Origin of the sequence: Micromonospora musae, assembly GCF_003626545.1 — a bacterium.
Taxonomy (GTDB): domain Bacteria; phylum Actinomycetota; class Actinomycetes; order Mycobacteriales; family Micromonosporaceae; genus Micromonospora; species Micromonospora musae.
In genome coordinates this window covers 98,829-122,745 of record NZ_RAZS01000010.1, presented here as the reverse complement: position 1 = coordinate 122,745, position 23,917 = coordinate 98,829, and the positions used below count along the sequence as shown (strand labels likewise).

General features: G+C 72.9%; 12 protein-coding genes. 3 read left to right on the top strand and 9 right to left on the bottom strand.

Translation table 11 applies throughout. The features are described 5' to 3' along the window. Positions 1 to 856: 856 nt before the first annotated feature. Positions 857 to 4,210, top strand: a complete 3,354-nt coding sequence (locus tag D7147_RS33585) for a glycosyltransferase (protein WP_120681808.1) — start codon at positions 857 to 859, stop codon at positions 4,208 to 4,210. A gap of 71 nt (positions 4,211 to 4,281) precedes the next feature. Here D7147_RS33585 and D7147_RS24925 read toward each other — a convergent pair whose 3' ends face one another. The 3 genes from D7147_RS24925 to D7147_RS24915 all read right to left on the bottom strand — a co-directional run bounded on the left by D7147_RS24925 (position 4,282) and on the right by D7147_RS24915 (position 5,527). Next, the gene (locus D7147_RS24925) at positions 4,282 to 4,551 is read right to left on the bottom strand and encodes a hypothetical protein (protein WP_120681806.1); all 270 of its coding nucleotides are present in this window, start codon (positions 4,549 to 4,551) and stop codon (positions 4,282 to 4,284) included. A gap of 174 nt (positions 4,552 to 4,725) precedes the next feature. Then, a complete protein-coding gene (locus D7147_RS24920; RefSeq protein WP_120681804.1) occupies positions 4,726 to 5,199 on the bottom strand; it encodes an SRPBCC family protein in 474 nt (157 codons plus the stop codon). Continuing rightward, positions 5,183 to 5,527: an ArsR/SmtB family transcription factor gene (locus tag D7147_RS24915; RefSeq protein ID WP_120681802.1), complete on the bottom strand. Its 345-nt coding sequence runs from the start codon at positions 5,525 to 5,527 to the stop codon at positions 5,183 to 5,185. The genes D7147_RS24920 and D7147_RS24915 overlap by 17 nt, the downstream gene beginning before the upstream one ends. A 154-nt stretch (positions 5,528 to 5,681) precedes the next feature. Between D7147_RS24915 and D7147_RS24910 the strand changes: the two genes are divergently transcribed. Then, the gene (locus D7147_RS24910) at positions 5,682 to 6,332 is read left to right on the top strand and encodes a flavodoxin family protein (protein WP_120681800.1); all 651 of its coding nucleotides are present in this window, start codon (positions 5,682 to 5,684) and stop codon (positions 6,330 to 6,332) included. 263 nt (positions 6,333 to 6,595) lie between these two features. Here D7147_RS24910 and D7147_RS24905 read toward each other — a convergent pair whose 3' ends face one another. Then, a complete protein-coding gene (locus tag D7147_RS24905; protein ID WP_120682002.1) occupies positions 6,596 to 7,090 on the bottom strand; it encodes a type II toxin-antitoxin system PemK/MazF family toxin in 495 nt (164 codons plus the stop codon). A gap of 271 nt (positions 7,091 to 7,361) precedes the next feature. Between D7147_RS24905 and D7147_RS24900 the strand changes: the two genes are divergently transcribed. Continuing rightward, positions 7,362 to 8,558: a serpin family protein gene (locus tag D7147_RS24900; protein WP_233563407.1), complete on the top strand. Its 1,197-nt coding sequence runs from the start codon at positions 7,362 to 7,364 to the stop codon at positions 8,556 to 8,558. Between the two features lie 77 nt (positions 8,559 to 8,635). On the opposite strand, the gene D7147_RS24895 is transcribed toward D7147_RS24900, so the two are convergent. The 5 genes from D7147_RS24895 to D7147_RS24875 are packed head-to-tail and all read right to left on the bottom strand — an operon-like array spanning position 8,636 to position 23,907. After that, positions 8,636 to 14,155, bottom strand: a complete 5,520-nt coding sequence (locus tag D7147_RS24895) for a non-ribosomal peptide synthetase/MFS transporter (protein ID WP_120681796.1) — start codon at positions 14,153 to 14,155, stop codon at positions 8,636 to 8,638. Then, positions 14,152 to 17,277, bottom strand: coding sequence for a non-ribosomal peptide synthetase (locus D7147_RS24890; protein WP_120681794.1), 3,126 nt, complete (start codon positions 17,275 to 17,277; stop codon positions 14,152 to 14,154). Before D7147_RS24890 ends, D7147_RS24895 begins: the two co-directional genes overlap by 4 nt. Beyond that, on the bottom strand, positions 17,274 to 17,462 hold the full coding sequence (locus D7147_RS24885; RefSeq protein ID WP_120681792.1) for an MbtH family protein: 189 nt from the start codon (positions 17,460 to 17,462) through the stop codon (positions 17,274 to 17,276). The genes D7147_RS24890 and D7147_RS24885 overlap by 4 nt, the downstream gene beginning before the upstream one ends. Beyond that, positions 17,462 to 18,415 carry a TauD/TfdA family dioxygenase gene (locus D7147_RS24880; RefSeq protein ID WP_120681790.1) on the bottom strand — a complete coding sequence of 318 codons (954 nt, stop codon included), beginning with the start codon at positions 18,413 to 18,415 and terminating at the stop codon, positions 17,462 to 17,464. The genes D7147_RS24885 and D7147_RS24880 overlap by 1 nt, the downstream gene beginning before the upstream one ends. A gap of 26 nt (positions 18,416 to 18,441) precedes the next feature. Continuing rightward, positions 18,442 to 23,907, bottom strand: a complete 5,466-nt coding sequence (locus D7147_RS24875) for a type I polyketide synthase (RefSeq protein WP_120682000.1) — start codon at positions 23,905 to 23,907, stop codon at positions 18,442 to 18,444. Positions 23,908 to 23,917 lie beyond the last annotated feature (10 nt).

Below are 23,917 nucleotides of genomic sequence, written 5' to 3'. Positions count from 1 at the left end.
GCCTCGGACCGCGCAGGAGCCACGCCCGTTCAACGCGCCGGAACGGCAAACGTGACGGCCACGGCGTCGATGCCTCGCGCCGCCGTCCCCTCTCGTACCGTCAGCGAACAATCGTCGCGAAAGTGCACGTAACTGACGAGCTGTTACCTACCTGCCCGTAACGGGTGAATATCAACGTTTGCGGACGTCCCTACCGGTCAATCCGGTTGTTCGGAATATGAAATCCCGACCATCCCCTCATCCCCATAAAGTGGACATAAGCGGCTTTCCTCCTCCCTAGCCTCGTCCGGGTGGTCGTTCACATTCACGCCGGCAACTCGCCCGCGCCCCCCGGCCAAACCGCCGCTTCCCGCATCCCGATGCCGGTCTTCGTGGACGCGACCGGACGACGTGCGCGCCTCATGCGGTGGTGTGGTGTCCTCCTGGCCGCAGGCACCCTCGCGTACGTGCCGATCGTCGGCGTCGCCGTCCTGACTGGACCCTCGCTGCCCCGCTCCGCGCCACTTCTGGACGACGAGACCGGCATGGAGACCGGTGACCAGCCGCCCGAGCAAGTCGGCCCGCGGGCTCTGCCCGTGTCGGCTGGCGACGAGTCCGCGGGCCCCGTCTCCGCGCTGCCCAACGAGGCACTTCCCCGACCGTCCCTGCTGCCCGAACCGGAGCCGGAGCGTGACCGACCGGTCCCGGCCCCACCACCGCCGACGTCCGACGGAGAACCGTCCCCGCCGTTGCCCTCGACCGCGGCGCCCACCCCGCCGCCCCCGTCCGTCGCGGCCCCGAGCCCGTCTGCCCAGACTCCCCCGCCCGCCGTGACGCCGACCGCGCCCGCCCTCCTCCACGCCGCAGCGAGGGCCCGATGACCGGGACGACGGCGGCGGCGTCCGCGCTGCCCAGCAAGCGACGTCGGCTCCGGCTTCCGCTGCGGACGAGCTGGGTGGTAACCGGGACCCTGGTCACCGTCCTGCTCAGTCTGCTGCTGGTCGAGGCGTACGCGAACTCCGAGTTCACCCCGGACCACGTCCGGGAGGTCGGCGATCAGAGTTCGGTGCCGGCCGAGATCATCTCGGGCGGGCCGGTGATCGACACCACCGGAGGCCGGACGCAGTCCTACCGCATGCCACCTCGCACCATCGCCCTCACCTTCGACGACGGTCCCGATCCGACGTGGACGCCGCGAATCCTCGACGTGCTGCGACACCACCAGGCAAAGGCGACGTTCTTCGTGGTCGGCAGCCAGGTGGCGCGCCATCCCGACCTGACCGGACGGGTCGCTGCCGAGGGTCACGAACTCGGGGTACACACCTTCAGCCACCCGGAGGCGACCCTGCTGCCCGGTTGGCAACGGCGGCTCGAGTACACCCAGACCCAGATGGCGATCATGAACACCACGGGGGTCCGGACGAACCTGCTGCGCTTCCCGTACTCGTCGCGGGCCGACGCCGTGGACAACGAGGCGTGGGCGGCCATCCGGCAGGCCGGAGGCCTCGGTTACCTCACGGCGGTGAACGACACCGACAGCCAGGACTGGGCCAGGCCCGGGGTTGACACGATCGTGCGGAACATGACCCCGCCGGCCGGGCAGGGCGCCGTCGTGCTGCTGCACGACGCGGGTGGCGACCGGGCCCAGACGGTCGCCGCGCTCGACCGGTTCATTCCGGCGATGCTGGCCCGCGGCTACGACTTCGTCACGGTCGGAGAAGGCCTCAACCAGACCCGGGACGAGGCAGACGACGACGGCGTGGCAGCGGTCCCCGCGAACCGGCCGGTGTCGGAGGCCGAACGCTGGCGCTCCGGGTCGGCCGTCATGGCGGTGCGGGTCGCCGACCTGTTCATCGCCACGCTCCGGGTGCTGTTCGTGGTGGCCGGGCTCCTGATGCTGCTTCGTACGCTGCTGCTGCTCGTCCTGGCACCCCGGCTGGCCTGGCGTCGTCGGCGCGGGTACTGGGGGCCGCCGGTCACCGAGCCCGTGTCGATAATCGTGCCGGCCTACAACGAACAGGCCGGCATCGTCGCGAGCGTCCGGTCACTGGCCAACGGCGACCATCGCGGAATCGAGGTCATTGTCGTCGACGACGGCTCGACCGACGGAACAGCCGACCTCGCGGAGTCGCTCGGACTGCGCAACGTGCGGGTGATCCGCAAGCCCAACGGCGGCAAGCCGAGCGCTCTCAACACCGGCATCGCCCACGCCAGCCACGAGATCATCGTGATGGTCGACGGCGACACGGTGTTCGAGCGGGACTCCGTACGCCGGCTGGTGCAACCATTCGCCGACCCGTCGGTCGGTGCAGTCGCCGGCAACGTCAAAGTGGCCAACCGGCGAGGCCCGCTCGGGTGGTGGCAGCACATCGAATACGTCATCGGCTTCAACCTCGACCGCCGCCTGTACGAGACGCTCGGTTGCATGCCGACCGTGCCGGGGGCCATCGGGGCGTTCCGCCGACGGGTGCTGCTCGCCGCGGGCGGCATGAGCGACGACACCCTCGCCGAGGACACCGACATCACGATGGCCATCCTCCGAGCCGGCTGGCGCGTGGTGTACGAGAAGCGGGCCCGAGCATGGACCGAGGCGCCCGCCTCCCTGACGCAGTTGTGGCGCCAGCGGTATCGCTGGAGCTACGGCACCATGCAGGCGATGTGGAAACACCGCCGGGCGATGTTCGACACGGGGCCGTCCGGGCGGTTCGGCCGATTCGGTCTGCCGATGCTCGCCCTGTTCGGTGTGGTCCTGCCACTGCTCGGGCCGGTACTGGACGTGATGGCCCTCTACGGACTGTTCTTCCTCGGCGCCACCGAGACCGCCGTGGCGTGGCTGCTGATGCTGGCCGTGCAGGCGGTCACCGCGCTGGTGGCCTTCCGCCTCGACCGTGAGCGCCTCCTGCCCCTGCTGGCGCTCCCTCTGCAGCAATTCGCATACCGGCAGCTGATGTACCTGGTCCTGCTCCGGTCGACGATCACCGCGCTGACCGGCACCCGGCTGCGGTGGCGAAAGTTGAAGCGTGCCGGTGACCCGCCGACCGATCGCCGCGGGCACGTAGTGGACGGGAGCCTGATGAACGCAAGCGTGGCACGACCGGAGGAGACCGATCGCACCACCGAGCCGCCCGCCGCCGGAGCAGGCCGTGACCGCTGGTTCGACACACTCCGCGCCCTGGCCCTGACACGGGTGATCACCTACCACATGTGGGGCTACGCCTGGATGAGCTTCGCGTTCCCCGCCATGGGCGTCATGTTCGCGCTCGGCGGCTCGCTGATGGCCCGGTCCCTGGACCGTACGTCGGTTCAAGCGGTCAACAGCCGACTGCGGCGGCTGTTGCCGGCGATGTGGATGCTGGGCGCGGTGCTCGTGCCGCTGATGGTCTGGCAGGGCTGGCCCGATCGCCCGGCGTGGCCCGGGCTGTTGACCTGGCTGATACCGATCGCCCAACCGGCGGGCAGCGCCTGGGCGCAGGACGTGACCGGCGTGCTGTGGTACCTCGTCACGTACCTCTGGCTCGTCCTGCTCTCCCCCGTGCTCCTCGGGCTCTACCGCCGATGGCCGCTACCGACCGTGCTGCTGCCCCTGGCCGCCGTCGTGATGCTGCAGACCACGTCGCCACCGCTCAGCGGCGGCGTCCACTCGGTCGTCGTCGACCTCGCCACCTTCGGCGCATGCTGGCTCGTCGGATTCGCCCATCGCGACGGTGCGCTGCACCGCATTCCCCTGCCGACGCTGGTCATCGCGGCGGCCGTGTGCCTGGGGATCGGGGTCGGGGCCGGGTGGACAGTGACGGGTTCCGCGGGAGGCATGGACCTGAACGACATCCCAGCCGCGCAGGCGTTCTACTCGCTCGGCTTCGTGCTCCTGCTGCTCCGGGCCCGCCCCCCGATGGCGTGGCTGGCCCGGGCCCGACCACTGGACCGCCTGGTCACCTGGCTGAACAGCCGGGCCCTGACCATCTACCTCTGGCACAACGCGGCGATCGCGGTCTGCTTCGTCGTCGGCGACCGGATCGACGCCTGGCGGCTCGGGCAGGTCGGATACCTGGCGGTGGCGCTCGTACTGCTCTTCGTCGTCGTGCTGCTGGTCGGCTGGATCGAGGACGTCAGCGCTCAACGGCGTCCCCGGTTGGTGGGATGGCCGTCCCGCACCCCCGCGGCGACCCCGCGCGCCCGACGCGCGTCGGTCCCCGCCACAGCGCGGCAGGTCCGGGCGAGCACCCGGACCTGACCACGGGTCACAGCAGGAAGGAGGTGCACGCGGAACGGGCTCCGGCCGGTGGGCCGGAGCCCGTCCGCCCGTCAGAAGGGGCGTCGCTGGCGGGGAAGCCAGCCTGTGAAGCGTTGCTGCAGTACGTCCACCGGAACGCGGCGCAGCTCCGCGGACGCCGCGGCGAGGCAGCTCGCCAGATAGACACCGAGCGCCGCCCGGTCGTGCCCGTACTCTTCCAGCAGCCGACTCTGCTTGGTGGCACAGGGCCAATCTGCGCCACAGGTCGAGCAGATCCAGTCCGCCGTGACCGGCAGATGATCGTCGGGGGAGGCTGGGTGTGGACGTGTGCCACCGTTCATCGCGGCATTCCTCTCCGTCTCCGACGGCGATCCCCTCGCCGTCCCCGTGCGGAACCCGGAACACCTCCCCAGTGGCATAATGAGCAGCGCTCGCGATCCGGTAAGCGTTACAGCACCATCCGACAGACTCGGATCGGGCACGGCGGGGCACCCCGTCGGATGCCCCGCCGTACGTCAGACCAGGGTGGCCAGGTGCCGCTCCAGCGCGGCGTACGACTCGGCCGCGCCCTGCGTCATACCGGTGTCGAGCATGCCGTCGCGCTCCTGCTTCGTGTCGAAGCGGCTGGTGCTGGCGACCACGGTCCGCCCGTCCTGCTCGGTGAAGGTGATCGTCTCCTCCAGCACGTGCCCGGGCATCCCCTCGTACTCGAAGGTCTGCACGATGCGCTCCGGCGACACGATCTCCCGGAACTCGCCCCGGAACGCGTAGGAGTTGCCGTCCTGGGCGTGCTCCACGAACCGGTACCGGCCGCCCACCCGGAAGTCGATCTCGATGTCGAGCGGGTTGCCCCGCCCCCACCAGTGCTTCAGGTGCTCCGCCTGCGAGTGCGCGGCGAAGACGAGGTCGCGCGGCGCGTCGAAGGCCCGGGTGAGAGTGATCTCCAGGTCCGACGGCAGTTCGATCACGAGGTCACTGAGCTGGCTCATCGTCTTTCCCCTTCAGGTTGTCGAGGTATGCGTCCAACGTGTCGTAACGGTCGGCCCAGAGTTTTCGGTACTGGTCGACCCACTCGGCGAGGGTGCGCAGCGGGGCCGGCTCCAACCGGCACCGCCGCCACTGCGCCTCCCGGGTACGCACGATCAGCCCGGCCCGCTCCAGCACGTTGAGGTGCTTGGAGATGGCCTGGACGCTGACCGGGAACGGCGCCGCCAGCTCGTTGACCGTCGCCTCTCCGGCGGCCAACCGGGCGAGGATCGCCCGGCGGGTCGGGTCCGCGAGGGCGGCGAACACGGTGCTGACCGGATCTGCTGTCATCGCCTTCTCTCAACCACTTGGTTGATAAACCGATGAGTTGAATATACGCCGACCCGGCACGCCGTCAAGCCGAATCGCGCAACTCCCTGCCTCAGGTGTTTCGGACGGCCGGGCGGGTAACAGACACAGAACGCGACACCGGGGAGGAACGAACGTGGCGACGATCCGTGCCCTCGTCCTCAACTGCACGCTCAAGCGGTCACCCGCACCGTCCAGTTCGGAGGTGCTCGGCCGCGAGGTGCTCGACGCCCTGGCCGCGCAGGGTGTCGACGGTGAGCTGATCCGAGTCGTCGACCACGACGTACGCTTCGGGGTCACCACCGACGAGGGCGACGGCGACGGCTGGCCGGCGATCCGGGCCAAGATGCTGGACGCCCGGATACTCGTCATCGCCACCCCGATCTGGCTCGGCCAGCCCTCGGCCGTCACCAAGATGGTGCTCGAACGCCTCGACGCGGAGCTCTCCGAAACCGACGACGAGGGGCGTCTGCTCACGTACGGGAAGGTGGCGGGCGTCGCCGTGGTCGGCAACGAGGACGGCGCCCACCACACCATCGCCGAGGTCCAGCAGGCGTTGAACGAGGTCGGCTTCACCTGCCCCGCCGCCGGCGCCACCTACTGGGTCGGCGAGGCGCTGCAAACAGTCGACTACCTCGACGCACGCCCGAAGCCGGACACCACCGACCGCACCACCAGGGCCCTGGCGCTCAACAGCGCACACCTGGCGCGGTTGCTGGCCGAGCAGCCGTACCCGCCGCCGGACGCGCGGTCCGCTGCGGCCGGGTCGAGCCGCGAGCCCGCCTGACACCCGCGGCCGCGAGGCCGCGAGGCCGCGAGGCCGCGAGGCCGCGAGGCCGCGAGGCCGCGAGGCCGCGAGGGCGGCGTCGCTACTTCCCTACCGCATTGATACCTCAGAGTCATAAAGACGCCTCTGGGGTATCAAGGTCTCAGCGATGCGGGACCCCAGAGCGAGGCCGGCAGAGCCTACGGTGACGCCGCGGGTCGCCGCCCGGAGAGCCGTCCGGGGAGCGGTCCAACAGCGGCCGGGCAGCGACCGGTCGACCAGGATCAGCGCCAGCCGTAACCGGCGCGCAGCGCCCTGCCGATCCGATCGAAACGGGTCCGGTCCAGGATCGCGCCCTCGCGGCGGATGCTGTCCTCCCGCATGGTGAGCACCCGGTCCAGCCGGATCCAGCTGGGCCGCTTGTCCCGGTCCCACTCGCCGGGGCCGAGCGCGAGCCAGTGCCGCTGCCCGTCCCGGTCGCTCTTGCTGGAGAGCATCAGCCCGAACAGCGTCCGGCTCTTGCGGCCGACCACCAGCACCGGACGATCCTTGCCCTGGCGCGGGTCGTCCTCGTACGGCACCCAGGTCCAGACGATCTCGCCCGGGTCGGCCTGCCCGTCCAGCTCCGGCGCGTACGACAGCTCGCGGCGCTGCAGCGCGGCCACCTGGCGTCGGCGCGCGACCTGGGCCGGCGTGGGCTCGGCGCGTCGCTGGCGGGGAATGACCGCCCCGCCCGCCCGGCTGATGCGTGCCGCCACGTTCCTCAACAGACCTGCCACGGCCAGGAAGCCTATCCGCCCGTTCCGGGCCCGCCGCGCCCAGGGACACGCGACGCCGGCGGGCGGGCGAGCCCCGACCACGCTGATCAACTCGGGCTCCTTGAAGTCGGGGTGACGCTGGGCCCGGAACACCCCGACTTCACCGAAGCCGAGTTGATCTTCGCCAGCGACCGTCCCGGGACGGTGCGGCGGGGCTGACGGGAGCGCCGGCAGCGGGCACAGTGGAGCGGTGATGTCTTCCACCGGGCCTGTGGTCCGATACGCGGAACAGATGCACCGTCTGATCGGCGGCGAGCACCACATCGCCTCCCCGCTCGGCGCCTGGCTGCTGCTCGCCCTGGTCGGCCCGGCCGCCGCCGGCGGCACCCGGGCGGAGCTGGAGGAGGTGCTCGGCGCCGACGCGGACCGCGCCGCCGCGACCGCCCGCGCGCTGCTGGACACGCCGCACCCGCTGGTCGCCTCGGCCAGCGCGCTTTGGGAGCGCGCGGCGATCGAGGCCCTGGCCCAGTGGCGGGCGGCGTTGCCGGAGAGCACCGAGACGGGTCCGCTGCCCGACCAGCCCGCGTTGGACGCGTGGGCGCGGGAACGCACCCTCGGCATGATCGAGAAGTTCCCGCTCACGGTCGGCCCGGAGACCCTCCTCGTCATGGCCACGGCCCTGGCCACCCGGGTCGCGTGGGCCACCCCGTTCCAGGTGTCGCCCGCCGACGCGCTCGGCCCGGCCAGCGCCTGGGCAAGCGAACTGCGGCAGGTGCTGCGGACGCCGTGGCACGGCCACACCTGTTGGATCGCCGGCACCGCCCGGGCCGGCGACGTCGCCGTGCACGCCGCTGAGGCGAGACCGGAGCGCGTCGACGGCCGGGAGTCCGGGCTCCTGGTCGTCTCGGTCGCCGCCACGCCGGACGTACCCGCACCGGACGTGCTCGCGGCCGCCCACGAGGTGGCGACGAACGCGACGACGTTCCCCGGGCGGGGGCGACGCTCCCTCTACGATCTGCCGCTGGGCGAGACGCCGCTCTGGACGATCCGTGAGGAGCACACCCGGTCCTTCGGGCGTGAGGAGCTGTTCAGCGCCCTGCTGCCGTGCTGGAAGGCGGAGAGCCGGCACGACCTGACGGCGAAGGGGCTCGGCTTCGACACGGCGGTGCGAGCCCTCGGCGAGCTGATGGGCGCTCCGGACCTCGCCTACGAGGCGACTCAGGCCGCGGTCGCCCGCTACGGCCGGTACGGCTTCGAGGCTGCCGCGGTGACCGCGCTCGCGGCGGTGGCCGGTCTGCCACCGGAGGCCGTCGTCCGCGCCGCCGAGCTGCGCTTCGGTCACCCGTACGCCGTCGTGGCCGTCGCCACCGACACCCGCGACGGCGTGCCCGCCGGCCCGTGGCACGGCCTGCCGGTCTACTCGGCGTGGGTGGCCCGGCCGGAGGAGCTGCCCGCTGCGGACCTGTCCGATCGGCCCGACCTGCCCTGACCTGCCGTCGCCGCCGCCCGTCGCCGACGATCGGCGGGGCTGCGGTGGGCCTCCGGCCACGGCCGGAGGCCCACCGCTCACGCGGCTACCGGAACCTTCTCCTCCTGCTCGGCGGCGCGGGCGGCGAGCCGCCGCTCCCGCTCCTGCGCGCCGATCAGGTCGTCCGGCAGCGAGTCCTCGACCTCGAGGTCGAACCGGCGCAGCAATCGGATGGCGAAGCCGCCGACGGTGATGAGCACCAGCATCGCGCCGAAGCAGACGTACGCGAAGGCGGTCCCCCGCCCCGGCCCGGTGCCGATCACCGCGCCCACCGAGTCGGCGAGCGCGCCACCGTCGGCGAACATCGGCTCGAAGAGGCCGGTGGCGGCCGGCGCGAGCAGCGCGAACCCGATCGGCAGGGTCGACCAGGAGATAGTCTGGTTCAGGCTGAACACCCGGCCGTGGAAGCGCTGCGGCACCTTGACCTGCACGATGGTGGCGTAGATGGACTGCGCCGTGGTCATCGCCATGGCCAGCCAGAACGCCCCCACGCAGATCATCGCGACCGAGGCGTCCAGACCGATCAGGATGCAGCCGATCGCGGTGCCGAGGTTGCCGACGAGCACACCGATCATCCGCCGACGCCGGGGCCCGCCCCAGAGCGACATCAGCACACCGCCGGCCACCGCGCCGAGCGCCTCGGCGAGCGCCACCTGCGCCACCTGGGTCGCGGTGCCGAACGACAGCACCAGCGGTGTGATGAGCACCAGCGCCGGGGCCAGGAAGATGTTCCCGAGCGCGAAGTAGCCGAGCATCAGCCGGAACCCGCGGTGCTGCCACGAATAGCGCAGCCCGTTGGCGATCGCCACCAGCAGCCGCTCCCGCGGCCGCCAGCCCAACGCGTTCGGGAAGCGGACCAGGGCCAGGGTGAGTACGGCCACGACGTAGCTGGCCACGTCGATCACCACGATGCCCTTCAGCTCGATGGCGGCGAGCAGACCGGCGGCGAAGACCGGCATGAGCAGCATGGCGAAGCCGTTGGAGAGCTGCGTGATGCCCATCGCGTGGCCGAGGTAGCGCTTCGGCACCAGCTGCGGCACGGCCGACTGGAACGCGATCCGCTGGAACGAGCCGGCCACCTGGCTCAACGCCACGAGACCGTAGATGTGCCACAACGCCAGGCTGTCCGTCCAGAGCAGGGCGGCGAGCACCACCTGCACGGAGCCGGCGCTGCTGCTGGCGATCATCATGATCTTCCGCCGGCTCACCCGGTCGGTGATCGCCCCGGCGATCGGCAGCATCAACACGCCGCAGATCAGGGCCAGCGCCCAGAGCATGCCCAGGTTCGCCACCGACCCGGTCTGGTTGAACAGCCAGATCGGCAGGGCGAAGGCGGTCAACGCCGACCCGGTGGTGGAGACGAGCTGCCCGGCGGTGACCGCGACGAAGCGGGCCATGCTCGGCTTGACTGTCTCCGCCCGCGGCTGCTCCTCCACGCCGACGCGCAACGTGTCGTGCACCGCCCAGCTGGCGTCCTCGCCCCGCGCCTCCCGGCTTAGTTCGGCGGTGGTCCCGTCACCGACGGCCCGGTGCGTACGGGTGACGATCTCCGCCAGCTCGTCCGCCCGGTACTTCAGGAAGAAGTGCCCGGCCTGGTCGAGCACGACCAGCGCCAGCGTGTCGCTGAGGAACCGCCACTCCGTGTACCGCTCGATGTAGTAGTCGGTGACCGGATCCTCGGAGCCGACCACCGAGACGATCGGGGCGCGCAGCTTCGTCGCCTGCCGGTCGAGCAGTCCGGTGAAGTACTCCTCCGAGGCGCGGGAGTCGGCCCGCATGTTGCTGATGATCCGGTCGGCCTGCTCCGGATCCAGCTCGTCGGTGTCGACCCCCATCGACTTCAGCCAGCTCGCGTAGTGCCGGTTGCTGCGCAGCGCCTCCAGCCGGGTGCGGATCGCCGCGAAGATCCCCTTCGGGCGGGCGAACGGGAACATCGCCCCGATGTAGAGCGCCTCCAGCTCACGGCCGGCGGCCTCCACCTTGCGCGCCACCTCGGTGACGATCGCGCTACCGACCCCGCAGTGGCCGTAGAGCACCAGCGGGCCCTCGACCCGTTCCAGGATCTCCTCGGCCACCCGGGTGGTCAGCTCGTCGAAGGGCAGCGCCTCCTCGGTGAGCCCGACGTCGTGCCCGGGAATGGCGAGCGACCAGAGCGCGTGCCCGGCCGGCAGGGCGTCGGCGAGGGGCTGGTAGACGATCGCGCTGCCGCCGCCGTACGGCACGCAGACGTACGAGACGACGCGCTGGTTCGTCGGAATCGGCTTGGTCAGCTCGTAGAGCAGCCGGCGGGGCCCCTCCTCACCGGTGGCGCCGGACATGAAGGCGGCCAGTTCCCGGATGGTGCGCTGCTGGAACAGGTCCATCACACCGACCGGCCGGCCGCCGTGCTCCGCCTTGCGGATCTTCGCGACCACCTGGGTGGCGAGCATCGAGTGCCCGCCGAGGTCGAAGAAGTCGTCGTCGATGCCGAGCGTCGGCACGCCGAGCACCTCCGACCAGATTCCGGCGAGCAGCCGCTCGGTGTCGTCGCGCGGCTCGACCAGCGCCACCGACGCCTCGCGGGTCACCACCGGCGCGGGCAGCGCCTTGCGGTCCAGCTTGCCGTTCGGGCTCAGCGGCAGCGCGTCGAGAGTCACGAACGCGGCCGGCACCATGTACTCCGGCAGCGTCTCCTTCAGCGCCGCCTTCACCTCGGTGTGCTCGGCCGCGCCCACCAGGTACGCGGTCAGCCGCTTGTCACCCGGGGTGTCCTCCCGGACGATCACGGCGGCCTCGGTCACCCCGGGCTGCTCCCGCAGCGCGCTCTCGATCTCGCCCAGCTCGATCCGCAGGCCGCGCAGCTTGACCTGGTGGTCGATGCGGCCGAGGAACTCGATCACGCCGCCGGTCGCGGTGGCGTCGCCCGCGGCGGGCGCGAGCCGCCAGCGGGCCAGGTCACCGGTGCGGTACAGCCGGGCGCCCGGCTCACCGGAGAACGGGTCGGGCACGAACCGTTCGGCGGTCAGCGCCGGCCGGCGATGATAGCCGCGGGCCAGCCCCACCCCACCGATGTGCAGTTCGCCGGCGACCCCGACCGGGCACTCGTTCCCGGCGGCGTCGAGCACGTGCAGCCGCAGGTTGGCGATCGGCGCGCCGATCGGCACGCTGCTCAGCCCGCCCAGCAGCGCCGGATCGCAGTGCCACGAGCTGACGTCGATGGCCGCCTCGGTGGGGCCGTACAGGTTGTGCAGCCCGCACCACGGCAGCCGGGCGGTGAAGTCGACGGCGGTCGCCACCGGCAGCTCCTCGCCGGAGCAGATCACCTGCCGCAACGCGGTCGCGGCCTCGACGCCGTCCTCACTCAGGAAGACCGTCAACATCGACGGGACGAAGTGGGTGGTGGTCACCGCCTCGGCGACCAGCAGGTCCCGCAGGTAGCCGGCGTCCTTGTGCCCACCCGGCTTCGCCAGCACCAGCCGGGCGCCCTCGCGCAACGGCCAGAAGAACTCCCACACCGACACGTCGAAGCTCGCCGGGGTCTTCTGGAGCACCGCGTCGGCGGAGCCGATCAGGTACCTCTTCTGCATCCAGTCGAGCCGGTTGACGATGCCCCGGTGGGTGTTCGGCACCCCCTTCGGGCGGCCGGTCGAGCCCGAGGTGTAGATGACGTACGCGAGGTGCTCGGGGCCCGCCACCGGGGCCGGATCGGTGGTCGGCTGATCCGCCCAGGCCCGCTCGTCGTCGAGCACCAGCACGGTCGCGCCGGTCTCCGGCAACACGTCGCGCAGGTGCTCCTGGACCAGCACCACGGGGGCGGCCGCGTCCGTGACCATGAACGCCAGCCGGTCGGCCGGGTACTCCGGGTCCAGCGGCAGGTACGCGCCGCCGGCCTTCAGCACCGCGAGCAGCGCCGCCACCAGCTCCACCGAGCGCTCCGCGCAGACCCCGACCAGGGTCTCCGGGCCGACACCGGCCGTACGCAGCCGGTGCGCGATCCGGTTCGCGGCGGCGTTCAGCTCGGCGTACGTCACCGAACGGCCCTCGAACCGCAGCGCGACCGCGTCCGGGGTGCGGGCGGCCCGCTCCTCGATCGGCGCGTGCAGCGTCTGCGTACGCGGGAAGTCGGCGGCGGTGTCGTTCCAGCCCGCCAGCAGCTCCCGTTCCGCCGGGGCGAGCAGCCCCAGCGCCGAGATCGGGGTGTCCGGGGCGGCCACCACGGCCCGCAGCAGCGCGCCGAGCCGGCCGGCCATCCGCGCGACGGTCTCCCGGGTGAACAGGTCGGTGTTGAAGACCAGCTTGCCCCAGAGCCCGTCGACGGTCTCCACCGCGTGCAGCTCGAAGTCGAACCGGGTGGCCCGCAGCTCCATCGGCGTCCAGTCGAACGCCACGTCGCTCTCCCCGGGCACCTCCGCGTACCGGCCCATGTCGTAGTTCTGCAGCACGAACATGGCCTGGAAGACCGGCGACCGGCTGACGTCGCGGGGCAGTCCCAGCTCGTGCACCACCTTCGCGAACGGCACCTCGCCGTGCTCCAACGCGTCCAGCACACTGCGCCGGGTGCGCTCGAGCAGCTCCGCGAAGGTCGGGTCGCCGGTCAGCTCGGCGCGCAGCGGCAGCATGTTGATGAACATGCCGACGACGTTCTCCAGCTCGGGCGCGGAGCGGCCGGCGACCGAGGCGCCGACCGCGAAGTCCTCCTGCCCGGCGTGCCGGGCGAGGAAGACCTGGTACGCCGCGAGCAGCGTCATGAACAGCGTCCCGCCGTAGCCGCGGGTGAGCGTGTTCAACCCGTCCGTGGTCGCCTTGTCGAGGGTGAACTCCACGAAGTCGCCGCGGTAGGTCTGGGTGGCCGGTCGCGGCAGGTCCAGCGGCAGCTCCAGCGGGGTGATCCCGGCGAGTCGCTGCTTCCACCACTCCAGGTGCCCCTGCGCGGCCGGACCGGCCAGCTCCTCGGCCTCCCAGACCGCGAAGTCGCCGTACTGGACCGGCAGCGCCGGTGGCTCGCCGCCGCGGTAGAGGGTGATCAGGTCACGCAGCAGCAGGTCCACCGACCAACCGTCACCGACGATGTGGTGCTTGCCGAGGAAGAGCACGTGCTCCTCCGGGGCCAGCCGGATCAGCAGGGCCCGCAGCAGCGGCCCGTGCGCCAGGTCGAACGGCTCGGCGGCGGCCGCCTCCACCAGCTCCTGCGCGGCCGTCTCGTCGGCGGCGTCCACGATGGTCAGCGGGACCTCGACGGTCTCGTCGACGACGACCGTCGGCCGGCCGTCGGCGTCGGCCGGGAAGCGGGTGCGCAGCGACTCGTGCCGCCGGGTCAGGCCGTCGAGCGCCGAGCGCAGCGTCGGCACGTCCAGCGGGCCGCGTACCCGCATCGGCACCGCGATGTGGTACGCCGCCTCCCCCGGGGCGAGCTGGTCCATGAACCAGACCCGTTCCTGGGCGTACGAGAGCGGCACCTCCGCGTCGGTGGGACGCACGGTGATCCGCGCCGCGGGAGCGGCGGCCTGCCGCCGCCGCAACCGCTGCGCGATGAGGGCCTGCCGGGCGGCATCCCGCGCGGGGTCCTTCAGGTCGGTCATGAGGGCTTGTCCTTCTCCGCCGCGAGCAGCGCGGCGACCTCGGTCTCGGAGAGCCCGTCGAGCTCGGCGGCGATCCGCTGCTCGATCTGGGCGGCCAGGTCGGCCACCACCGGGCTGGTGAACAGGGCCCGCATCGGGAGTTCCACCTCCACCTCGGCCCGGATACGGGCCATCGCCCGCATCCCGCGTAGCGAGTTGCCGCCGAGGGCGAAGAAGTCGTCGAGCGCGCCGACCTTGTCCACCTGCAGGATCTCGGCGTAGACCTCGGCGACCAGCGCCTCGGCCTCGGTGCGCGGGGCGACAAAACCGTCGGCGGTGGGGGTGCCGGCCTCCGCTGCGGGCAGCGCCGCGACGTCCAGCTTGCCGTTCGGGGTGAGCGGCAACGCGGGCACCGCCACGAAGGCGGCCGGCACCAGATGTGCGGGCAGCTCCCGGGCCAGGTCCGCGGCGAGCGTCGCCGGGTCGGCGGTGCCGACGAGGTAACCGACCAGCTCCGGCTCACCGGAGTCGGATCGGACCACCACCGCCGCCTCGCGCACGTCCGGCCGGGCCAGCAGCGCCGACTCGATCTCGCCGAGTTCGATGCGCATGCCCCGGATCTTCACCTGGTTGTCGCGCCGACCCAGGTACTCCAGCGTCCCGTCCGGCCGCCGGCGGGCCAGGTCCCCGGTGCGGTACATCCGCTGCCCCGGCGCCCCGTACGGGCAGGGCAGGAAGCGCTCCGCGGTGAGGCCGGGCCGGCGCAGGTAGCCGCGGGCCAGCTGGTCTCCGGCGATGTACAGCTCGCCGACGACACCCGGCGGAACCGGGTTGAGCCCGGCGTCGAGCAGGTACGCCTGCGTGTTCCAGGTGGGCCGGCCGATCGGCACCGGGCCGGCGGGCACCGGCTCCCCCGGCGCGATCCGGGCCGCGACGCAGCCGACGGTCGCCTCGGTCGGGCCATACTCGTTGATCACCGCGACGTCCTCGTGCCCGGCCCGCCAGCCGGCCAGATGCTCCCCGGTGAGCGCCTCGCCCCCGATCACCAGGTCGGTGGTGGGCGACAGCTCCGCCTCCAGCAGCGGCAGGTGGCTCGGGGTGACCTTGAGGAACGTCGGGCGGCCGCCGGTGCGGGCGGCGGGGTCGTCGAACGCGGCCAGCCGCACCGTGCCGCCGGCGGTGAGGGTGCCGAGCAGCCCGGTGACGGTCAGGTCGAACGAGACCGGCGAGTGCAGCAGCGCGGTGCCGGCCAGCCCTGGATAGGTGTGCCGGGCCCAGGCCAGGTACGCGGCCACCGCCCGGTGCTCGACCACCACACCCTTCGGTCGTCCGGTCGAGCCCGAGGTGTAGAGCACGTACGCCGGGTGCTCGGGACGCAGCGGGGCGCCCCGCTCGGCGTCGGTGAGGTCCCCGCCGGCCAACTCCGCACCGGTGCCGGCGTCGAGCACCAGCGCCCCGGACGGGACCAGACCGGCGGTGGCGGAGTTGGCCAGCACCAGCGCCGGTTCGGCGTCGTCGATCAGGTACGCGATCCGGCCGGCCGGATACCCGGTGTCCACCGGAACGTACGCGGCGCCGGACTTGAGCACCGCGACGATGGCCACCACCAGCTCCGCCGAGCGGGGCAGCGCGAGCGCCACCCGGGTCTCCGGTCCGGCGCCCCGCCCCACCAGGAGCCGCGCGAGCCGGTTGGCCCGAGCGTTCAGCTCGGCGTAGGAGAGCGCGACGCCGTCGTGGACCAGTGCGGTGGCGTCCGGCGTGGCCGCCGCCCGCCGCTGCAGCTCGTCCACCACAGTGGTCGCGGGCACCGCCTGCGCGGTGTCGTTCCAGGCGGTCAACGCCCGCTCCCGCTCGGCGTCGTCGAGCAGCGGCAACGCGGATACCGGCCGCCGCGGTTCGGTCACCGCGGCGTCGAGCAGCCGGACGTAGCGGGCGGTGAGCGACTCCGCGGTGCCCCGGTCGAAGAGCGCGGTGCGGTAGACGAGCCGGCTGGTCGTGGTGGTGATGTCGAAGGCCAGGTCGTCCTTCGTGGTGCCCAGCGCGACCGGGTCCAGGCCGGAGTCGGGGATGTAGTTCAGCGCCGTCTGGAAGATCGGCTGCACCGACGGGTCCCGCTGCGGGGCGACCGCCTCGACGAGCCGCTGGAAGGGTGTCTGCCCGTGCTCCATCGCGTCGACCAGCCCGTCGCGCACCCGGGTCACCAGCTCGGCGAAGGTGGGGTCGCCGGCCAGGTCGCAGCGGAGCGCCACCGGGTTGACGAACATGCCGATCAGCGGGGCCAGCTCCGGGTTGTCCCGACCGGCGGTGGAGACCCCGACGACCACGTCCTCGTCGCCGGAGATCCGGGACAGCAGCGCGGCGAACGCGGCCAGCAGCACCATGTACGGGGTGGCCGCCGCGCCCGTGGCGAGCGCGGTCACCCGGTCGAGGAGCCCCTCGGGAAGCTCGAAGTGGACCTCGTCGCCGGCGAAGCCGAGCTGGGCCGGGCGGGGTCGGTCCAGCGGCAGCCCGGTCGCGGCGGGCGCCCCGGCCAGCCGCTCCCGCCAGAAGGTGAGCTGCCGCTCCAGCTCCGCGCCGGTGAGCTGCTCGCGCTGCCAGACCGCGAAGTCGGCGTACTGGACGGGCAGCTCGGGCAGCTCGGCGGGCGCGCCGGTCAGCGCGGCGCGGCTGAACGCGGCCAGTTCGGCGGCGAGCAGCACCGCCGAGTGGCTGTCGAAGACCGCGTGGTGCACCACGAAGAGCAGCCCCACCTGCTCGTCGGTGAACCGGAGCAGCCGGGCCCGCCACAGCGGCGGGGCGTCCAGCGGGATCGGCGTGCGACCGAGCGCGGTCAGCTCGGCGTCGTAGCGCCGCGCCTGCTCGGCGCCGTCGAGGCCACGCAGGTCGACCTGCGGCAGCTCGAAGCGCTCCGCCGCGCGGACGACCTGCACCAGCGCGCCGTCGTCGACCCGCAGGTAGCTGCGGAGCGCCTCGTGCCGGGCCACCAGCCGGTTGACCACGTCCTCGGCCTGCTCCGGGGTGATGCCGACGGGGAACCGCCACGGGTTGGAGACGTTGTAGACCGGCGAGGCCGCGTCGAGCTGGTTCGCGATCCAGATCCGCTCCTGGGCGAACGACGCCGGGAAGGCCCACTCCTGGGTCATGACGCCGTCTCCCGTACGCTGCGCGGCCGCATGTCGGTCCAGACGGTGTCGACGTGTGCCAGGCACTCCTCGCGGCTGCCGGTGAACCCGGCGTCGTGCCAGCCCGCGGGCAGTTCCCGGTCGGTCGACCAGATCGAGTACTGCTCCTCGTCGTTGCGGACGACGAGGAATCGGGGTTCGGCCATCACTTCGCTCCGTTGCTCTCAGGGGTGTGCGGCTCGGCCATCGCGACGGCGATCTTGCGGGGGCCGGTGAACGGCTCACGGCCGTGGGCGGCGGTCATGTTGTCCACCACCAGCACGTCGTCGCGCTGGTAGTCGAAGCGGACGCTGGCGGCCCGGTACGCGGCCCGCAGGTGGTCCATCACGTCGGCGGGGATCTCCCCACCGTCGCCGTAGTAGGTGTTCGACGGCAGCTCCTCGGCGCCGAACATGGCGAGCAGCCCCTCCTGGTAGTCCTTCGGGAGGGTGCTGAGGTGGAAGAACGTCGCGTGGTTGAACCAGCGCGGGGTCTCCGAGCCGGGGCGCAGGTGCACGGCGTCGCGTACCGCCCGGGTGCGCAGCCCGTTCCTGCCGCGCCACTCCAGCTGGATCCGGTTCGCCGCCGCGTACGCCTCGACCTCGGCCCGGTCGTCGGTGTCGAAGACGTGCTGCCACGAGGTCCCGAAGTCCTCGTGGAAGTTGCGCACCAGCATCCAACCCCGCCGGACGAACTCCTCCCGCACCTGCGGGTCGATCTCCCGGTACACCTGCCGCACATCCGCCAGGGGCGTCGCGCCCTGCGTCTCGGGCGCGGTGACGCAGTAGAAGAACAACGTCAACGGCCAGCGGGCCTGGTACGAGTTCTCGTTGTGCAGGAAGATCTCCTCGTCCGGCGGGTAGTCGGTCGAGGTGTAGACCTTGCCCTTGATGGCGTGCCGGGGGGACGAGCGCTCGGTGTAGGTCAGCGGCTCCCCGGAGAGGGCGCGGACGACCTGGTCGAATCCGTCCACCCCACCCACGTCGAAGCCGCGGAACAGCAGCCCGCCGTGCTCGACCAGGGCGGCGCGCAGCTCCACCCGACGGTCGGCGATGAGTTCGGTGAGGGCGCGGCCGTCGTTCTCGACGACCACCGGCAGTGTGGCGATCGTGTCGCTCATGGGTTCTCCAACTCCTGTTCTCGTGGTCAGGCGCGCGGCAGTCGCGGGATGGCGGGGATGGCCGCGGGGGTCGGCGGCTCGTCGGTGGCGGGAGCGGCGGCGCGCAGCTCCTCGATCCGGGCGGCGAGGCCGCCCACGGTGGGCGTCTCGAAGAGGCTGCGCATCGGCAGCCGGACGCCCGTGGCCTTGCGCATCGCCGCGATCAGCTGCACCGCCACCAGCGAGTTGCCGCCGAGGGAGAAGAAGTCGTCGTCGACCCCCACCTCGGCCACCCCGAGGGCGTCGCGCCACACCTGGGCGATGGCGATCTCCAGCTCGCTGCTCGGGGCGGCGGAGCCCGCGCCGGACGCCACCGGCGCGGCGGCCGCCTCCGGCTCCACCTCGAGGCTCTCGGTGGTGACCCGGCCGGCCCGAGCGCGGATGTCGGCCACCGGCCGGGTGGCGATGACCACCTGCGCGCCGAGTCCGGCGGTGAGAGTTCGGCGGAACGCCTCCGCCCCGTCCACCGGACGGATGTCCTCGGCCGGGCCGGCCGGCGTCGCCTCGGCCGGTGTGGTCGCGGTCAGCCCACCGGTGACCGCGCCCCGGTCCACCCGCCGCAGCACGAAGTCGCTGATCGCGACCAGTTCGTGGCCGGTCTCGTCGCGCAGCGTCAGGTCAGCGGCGACCACCTCGTCGGTGGCGGCCGCCCGGTGCCGCAGGTGGCTGGTGAAGCGCGCCGGCAGCGGTCCGCGTACCACGATCCGGCCGTACGACAGCGGCAGGTAGGTGCCGGAGCCCTGGCCGCGGCCGAACGCCGTGGCCACGTCGAGCAGGGCCGGGTGCAGACCCCAGGCCGGCAGGTCGGCGGCCGCCTCTGCGGGTGCCTCGACGCGCGCCAACTCCTCCCCCGCACCCAGGTGGTGCTCCCGCAGCGACGTCCAGCGTGGACCGAACGTCAGCATGCTGGTGCGGCCCCGGCCGAACGACGCGTCGTCGTCTACCCGGCGGCCGTCGACGGTCACCTCCCGGGCGGGCGGGGCCGGTTCGGTGGTCCAGCCGGCGCTGCCGTGCACGTGGGTCCGTAGCTGCCCGCCGGCGAGGCTGCGCACCGTGAAGTCGACGCCGTCCTCCGTGGGGGTGAGCTCGACCCGGTACTGCGCCAGCGTGCCGTCCGGCACCGCGAACGGCTCGAGGAAGGCGACGTCGCGGAGCTCCACCACGGCGTCGGCGGCGGGGGCGGGCACGGCGGCGACCACCGCGGCGCGTACCGACTCCAGGTGCGCGGTGCCCGGCACCACCGGCACTCCGCCGATGCGGTGCTCGTCGAGCAGCCAGTGGGTGGCGGCGGAGACCAGCCCGTGCAGCACGGTGCCGTCCGGCCCGGTGACCCGGGTGGTGAGCACCGGGTGGTCGACGCTGCTGGTCACCGTCTCCCGACCGGCGGCCCGGAAGCCGGCCGGCACGTCGGTCTCGACGGCCATGCCGACCTCCGCCCAGCCGCCCCAGTTCTGGGAGAGCACCGGGGCCCGCCAGCCCTGGCCGGAGCGGGCGTGCGCGTCCAGGAAGGCGTTGGCGGCGCAGTAGTCGACCTGCCCGAACCCGCCGATCACCGAGGTGATCGACGAGCAGAGCACCACGAAGTCCAGCGGCAGGTCGCCGAAGACCTGCGCCAGCGCGAGCGTCCCGGCGATCTTCGGCGCGAGCACCCGCTCGGCCTCGGCCCGCTCCTTGACCTCGGCCATGCCACCGCCGGGCAGGCCGGCCGCGTGCACGATGCCGTCGATCCCGCCGTACGCCTCCTCCGCGGCGGCCCGCACCCGGCGCAGGTCGTCGGGGTCGGTGACGTCGGCCGCGAGCACCAGCACCTGGGCGCCGGCCGCCTCCATCCGGCGGATCGCCGCGATCGCCCGCCCGGACCGGTCGTCGCTGCCGTGCACCGCGAGGTGGTCGTCCCACTGCTCGCGCGGCGGCAGTCCGGAGCGGGCCAGCAGCACCAGCCGCGCCCGGGCCCGGCGGGCGAAGTCCTCGGCGAGGGTGATGCCGATGCCGCCCAGACCGCCGGTGATCACGTACCGGCCGCCGTCGCGCAGCGCGCCCGGCTCGCCCTCGGCATCCAACGTGACCTGCTCGTACTCGGCCACCCAGCGGCGACCGCCGCGCAGCGCCAGCTCGGCCCGCATCGGGTCGTGCGGGCGGCGCAGCTCGGCCACGAGGGCGCGTCCGCCGTCGTCGGTCGGGTCGGCGTCGAGCAGCCGGACGGCGAGCCCGGGGAGTTCGGCGGGGAGCACCCGGGCCAGCCCCGCGAGGGTGGCGTGCTCCGGCCGGACCAGGTCGTCGCCGCGTACGTCGCCGACACCGGCGGTGACCAGGTCCAGCGTGACGGTCTCCTCGGCGGCGGTGAGTCCGGCGCCGGCGAGCGCCTGCACCAGGTGCAGCGCGCTGAAGAAGCCCAGCTCCTGCGCGGCCCAGGTCGCCGTGAGGTCGGTGCCGGCCGGCTCACCGTCCAGGGTGAACGCGTGCACGATCCGGGTCGGTACGCCGTCGGCGGCCAGCGCGGTGACCAGCGCGTCGTGGTCCTCCCTCACTCCGGGGCGCAGCCGGTAGCCGGTCGGGGTCGCGGCGAACGCGTCGCCGGGGCGTACCTCCACCGGGTCGGCGCCGGCGGCCCGCAGCCCGGCCAGCAGCGCATCGCCGCGCGGACCGGCGACGAGGACCAGGCAGCGGCCCAGCGTCTCGGTACCCGGCTGCGGGGCGGCCTGCCGCCAGACCGGCACGGCGAACCACTCCGGCAGCGGCCGCGGCCCGGTCTCCACCGGCGTCGCCACCTGCTGCTCCGGGTCCGGGTCGATCCAGTAGCGGCGCCGCTCGAACGGGTAGGTGGGCAGCGGCACCCGACGCGCCTGCGGGTCGACGCCGAGCCGCACCGACGTGCCGGAGCACCAGAGCACGGCGGCGGCGCCGAGCAGGGTGGCCAGGTCGCCGGTGGTGTCGCCGGGGCCGGGGAGGCTGCCCAGCGGGGTGAGTCTGCGCTGCGCGGCCGACGCCTTGGCGACCTGCATGCGGGCCAGGTTGGCCAGCTGCTTGCCGGGGCCGCACTCGACGAGCTGCCAGGTTCCCTCGGCGAGCAGGGTGGCCACGCAATCACCGAAGCGCACCGGCCGGCGCAGGTGCGACGCCCAGTACGCCGGATCGGTGGCCTGCTCGTCGGTGATCCAGGTGCCGGTGACGTTGGAGAGGAACGGCACCACGGGCGGGCGCAGGGTCACCGACGCCATCAGCGCGGTGAACTCGTCCAGGATGGGCTCCATCATCGGCGAGTGGAAGGCGTGCGAGGTGCGCAGCAGCTTGCTCTTGCCCTTGAGCAGCTCGGCGAAGGCGGCGACGGCCTCGGTCTCGCCGGCCACCACGCAGGTGCCGGGGCCGTTGACCGTGGCGACGGCCAGCCCCTCGGGGAGCCGCTCGGCGATCGCCGACTCGTCCAGCGAGACGGCGAGCATCGAGCCGGCCGGGAGGGACTGCATGAGGCGGCCGCGGGCGGCCACCACCCGCAGCGCGTCGGGGAGGGTGAGCACACCGGCCACGGTCGCGGCGACGTACTCGCCGATGGAGTGCCCGATCATCGCCGCCGGCCGCGCCCCGGCCTCCTGCCAGAGCCGGGCCAGCGCGTACTCGATCGCGAAGAGCGCGGGCTGGGTGTAGCGGGTCTGCGTCAGCTTCTCGCCCGCCTCCGGCTCACGGCCCAGGATCAGGTCCCGGATGTCCAGCCCCAGCTCGGGGTGGAGCAGTTCGGCGCACTCGTCGACGGTCGCCGCGAAGCCGGGCTCCTCGGCGTAGAGCTGCGCGCCCATGCCGGCGTACTGGGAGCCCTGCCCGGAGAAGAGGAACGCCAGCCGGGGCGCGGACCCCTCGACCACTCCACGCTGCACGCGGCGCGGGTTGCCGAGCGCGGCCACCGCGTCGGTCAGGTCGGTGACGGCCACGGCCGCCCGGTGCGGGTACTCACGCCGGCCCACCCGCAGTGTGTGCGCGACGTCGGCGAGGTACTCCGGGCCGGCGTCGGCGGCCTCGCCGAGGCGTGCGGTGAGCCGCCGCACCAATTCGTCGAGCGCGTCGGCGGTCTGCGCCGAGACGTGCAGCAGCTGCGCCGGACGCACCCGCCGGGCGCTGCGGTACGCCGCCGGCGCCTGCTCCAGCACCACGTGGGCGTTCGTGCCGCCGATGCCGAACGAGCTGACCCCGGCCCGTCGCGGACCGTCCTCGGCGTCCCACTTGGTGAGCGTGTTCGCCACGTAGAACGGGGTGTCGTCGAAGTCGACGGCCGGGTTCGGCGTCTCGTAGTTGATCGTCGGCGGGATCAGGCCGTGCTCCATCGCGAGCACCGTCTTGATCACGCTGACGATGCCGGAGGGCTGGCTGAGGTGGCCGATGTTGGACTTCACCGAGCCGATGCCGCACCAGCCCCGGTCGTCGGTCTCCCTGCCGTACACCGCGGAGAGCGCGGTCACCTCGATCGGGTCGCCCATGGCGGTGCCGGTGCCGTGCGCCTCGACGTAGCTGATCGTGCGCGGGTCGATGCCGGCCATCGCGACGGCCTGGGCGATCGCCTCGGTCTGCCCGTCGATGCTCGGTGCGGTGAAGCCGACCTTGCCGGCGCCGTCGTTGTTGATCGCGTTGCCGAGCACGACCGCCCGGATCGGATCGCCGTCGGCGATGGCGTCGGAGAGGCGCTTGAGCAGGGTGACCCCGGCCCCGCTGCCCCACACGGTGCCGTTCGCGCCGGCGTCGAAGGGCCGGCACCGGCCGTCGGGCGAGGTGAAACCGTCCATGCCGAGGTAGCCGACGTGCGGCAGCTCGACGTTCACGCCGCCGGCGAGCGCCATGTCGCACTCGCCGTTGCGCAGCGCCTCGCAGGCCAGGTGGAACGCGACCAGCGAGGTCGAGCAGGCGGTGTGGACGGTGAGGCTCGGCCCGCGCAGGTCCAGCCGGTACGACACGTTGGTCGCCACGTAGTTCGGCGAGTTGCCGGTGGCGATGGAGACCGCGCTGTGCGGGCTGCCCCCGACCCGCTTGTTGCGCAGCACGTAGCGGTGCAGGTACGTGTTGCCGCCGGTGCCCGCGTACACGCCGACCGCGCCGTCGTAGCGGGACGGGTCGTAGCCGGCGTCCTCCAGCGCGGCGTGGCAGGACTCCAGGAAGAGGCGGTGCTGCGGGTCGGTCATCGCCGCTTCCCGCTCGGTCATCCCGAACAGCCCGGCGTCGAACTCGTCGTACCCGTCGATGAGCGGAGCCCGGTTGACCCAGCCGGGGTCGTCCACCTCCTCGACGGTGGCGCCTCGGGCCAGCTGCTCGTCGCGGGTGAGCTCGGTGACCGACTCCACCCCGTCGACCAGGTTGCGCCAGAACTCGTGCACGTCCGCCGCGCCGGGCAGGCGGGCGGCCAACCCGACGATCGCGATCGGCTCGATGCCGTCGCCGTCGCCGGACACTTCGGTTGCGGTCGAAACGTCCATCAGTTGTCCT

Coding starts and splice junctions, on each gene's coding strand:
- D7147_RS24885 (WP_120681792.1), bottom strand. CDS start 17,462: ATGGCCGAACCCCGATTCCTCGTCGTCCGCAACGACGAGGAGCAGTAC.
- D7147_RS24895 (WP_120681796.1), bottom strand. CDS start 14,155: ATGACCGACCTGAAGGACCCCGCGCGGGATGCCGCCCGGCAGGCCCTC.
- D7147_RS24925 (WP_120681806.1), bottom strand. CDS start 4,551: ATGAACGGTGGCACACGTCCACACCCAGCCTCCCCCGACGATCATCTG.
- D7147_RS24915 (WP_120681802.1), bottom strand. CDS start 5,527: ATGACAGCAGATCCGGTCAGCACCGTGTTCGCCGCCCTCGCGGACCCG.
- D7147_RS24880 (WP_120681790.1), bottom strand. CDS start 18,415: ATGAGCGACACGATCGCCACACTGCCGGTGGTCGTCGAGAACGACGGC.
- D7147_RS33585 (WP_120681808.1), top strand. CDS start 857: ATGACCGGGACGACGGCGGCGGCGTCCGCGCTGCCCAGCAAGCGACGT.
- D7147_RS24875 (WP_120682000.1), bottom strand. CDS start 23,907: ATGGACGTTTCGACCGCAACCGAAGTGTCCGGCGACGGCGACGGCATC.
- D7147_RS24890 (WP_120681794.1), bottom strand. CDS start 17,277: ATGACCCAGGAGTGGGCCTTCCCGGCGTCGTTCGCCCAGGAGCGGATC.
- D7147_RS24900 (WP_233563407.1), top strand. CDS start 7,362: ATGCACCGTCTGATCGGCGGCGAGCACCACATCGCCTCCCCGCTCGGC.
- D7147_RS24920 (WP_120681804.1), bottom strand. CDS start 5,199: ATGAGCCAGCTCAGTGACCTCGTGATCGAACTGCCGTCGGACCTGGAG.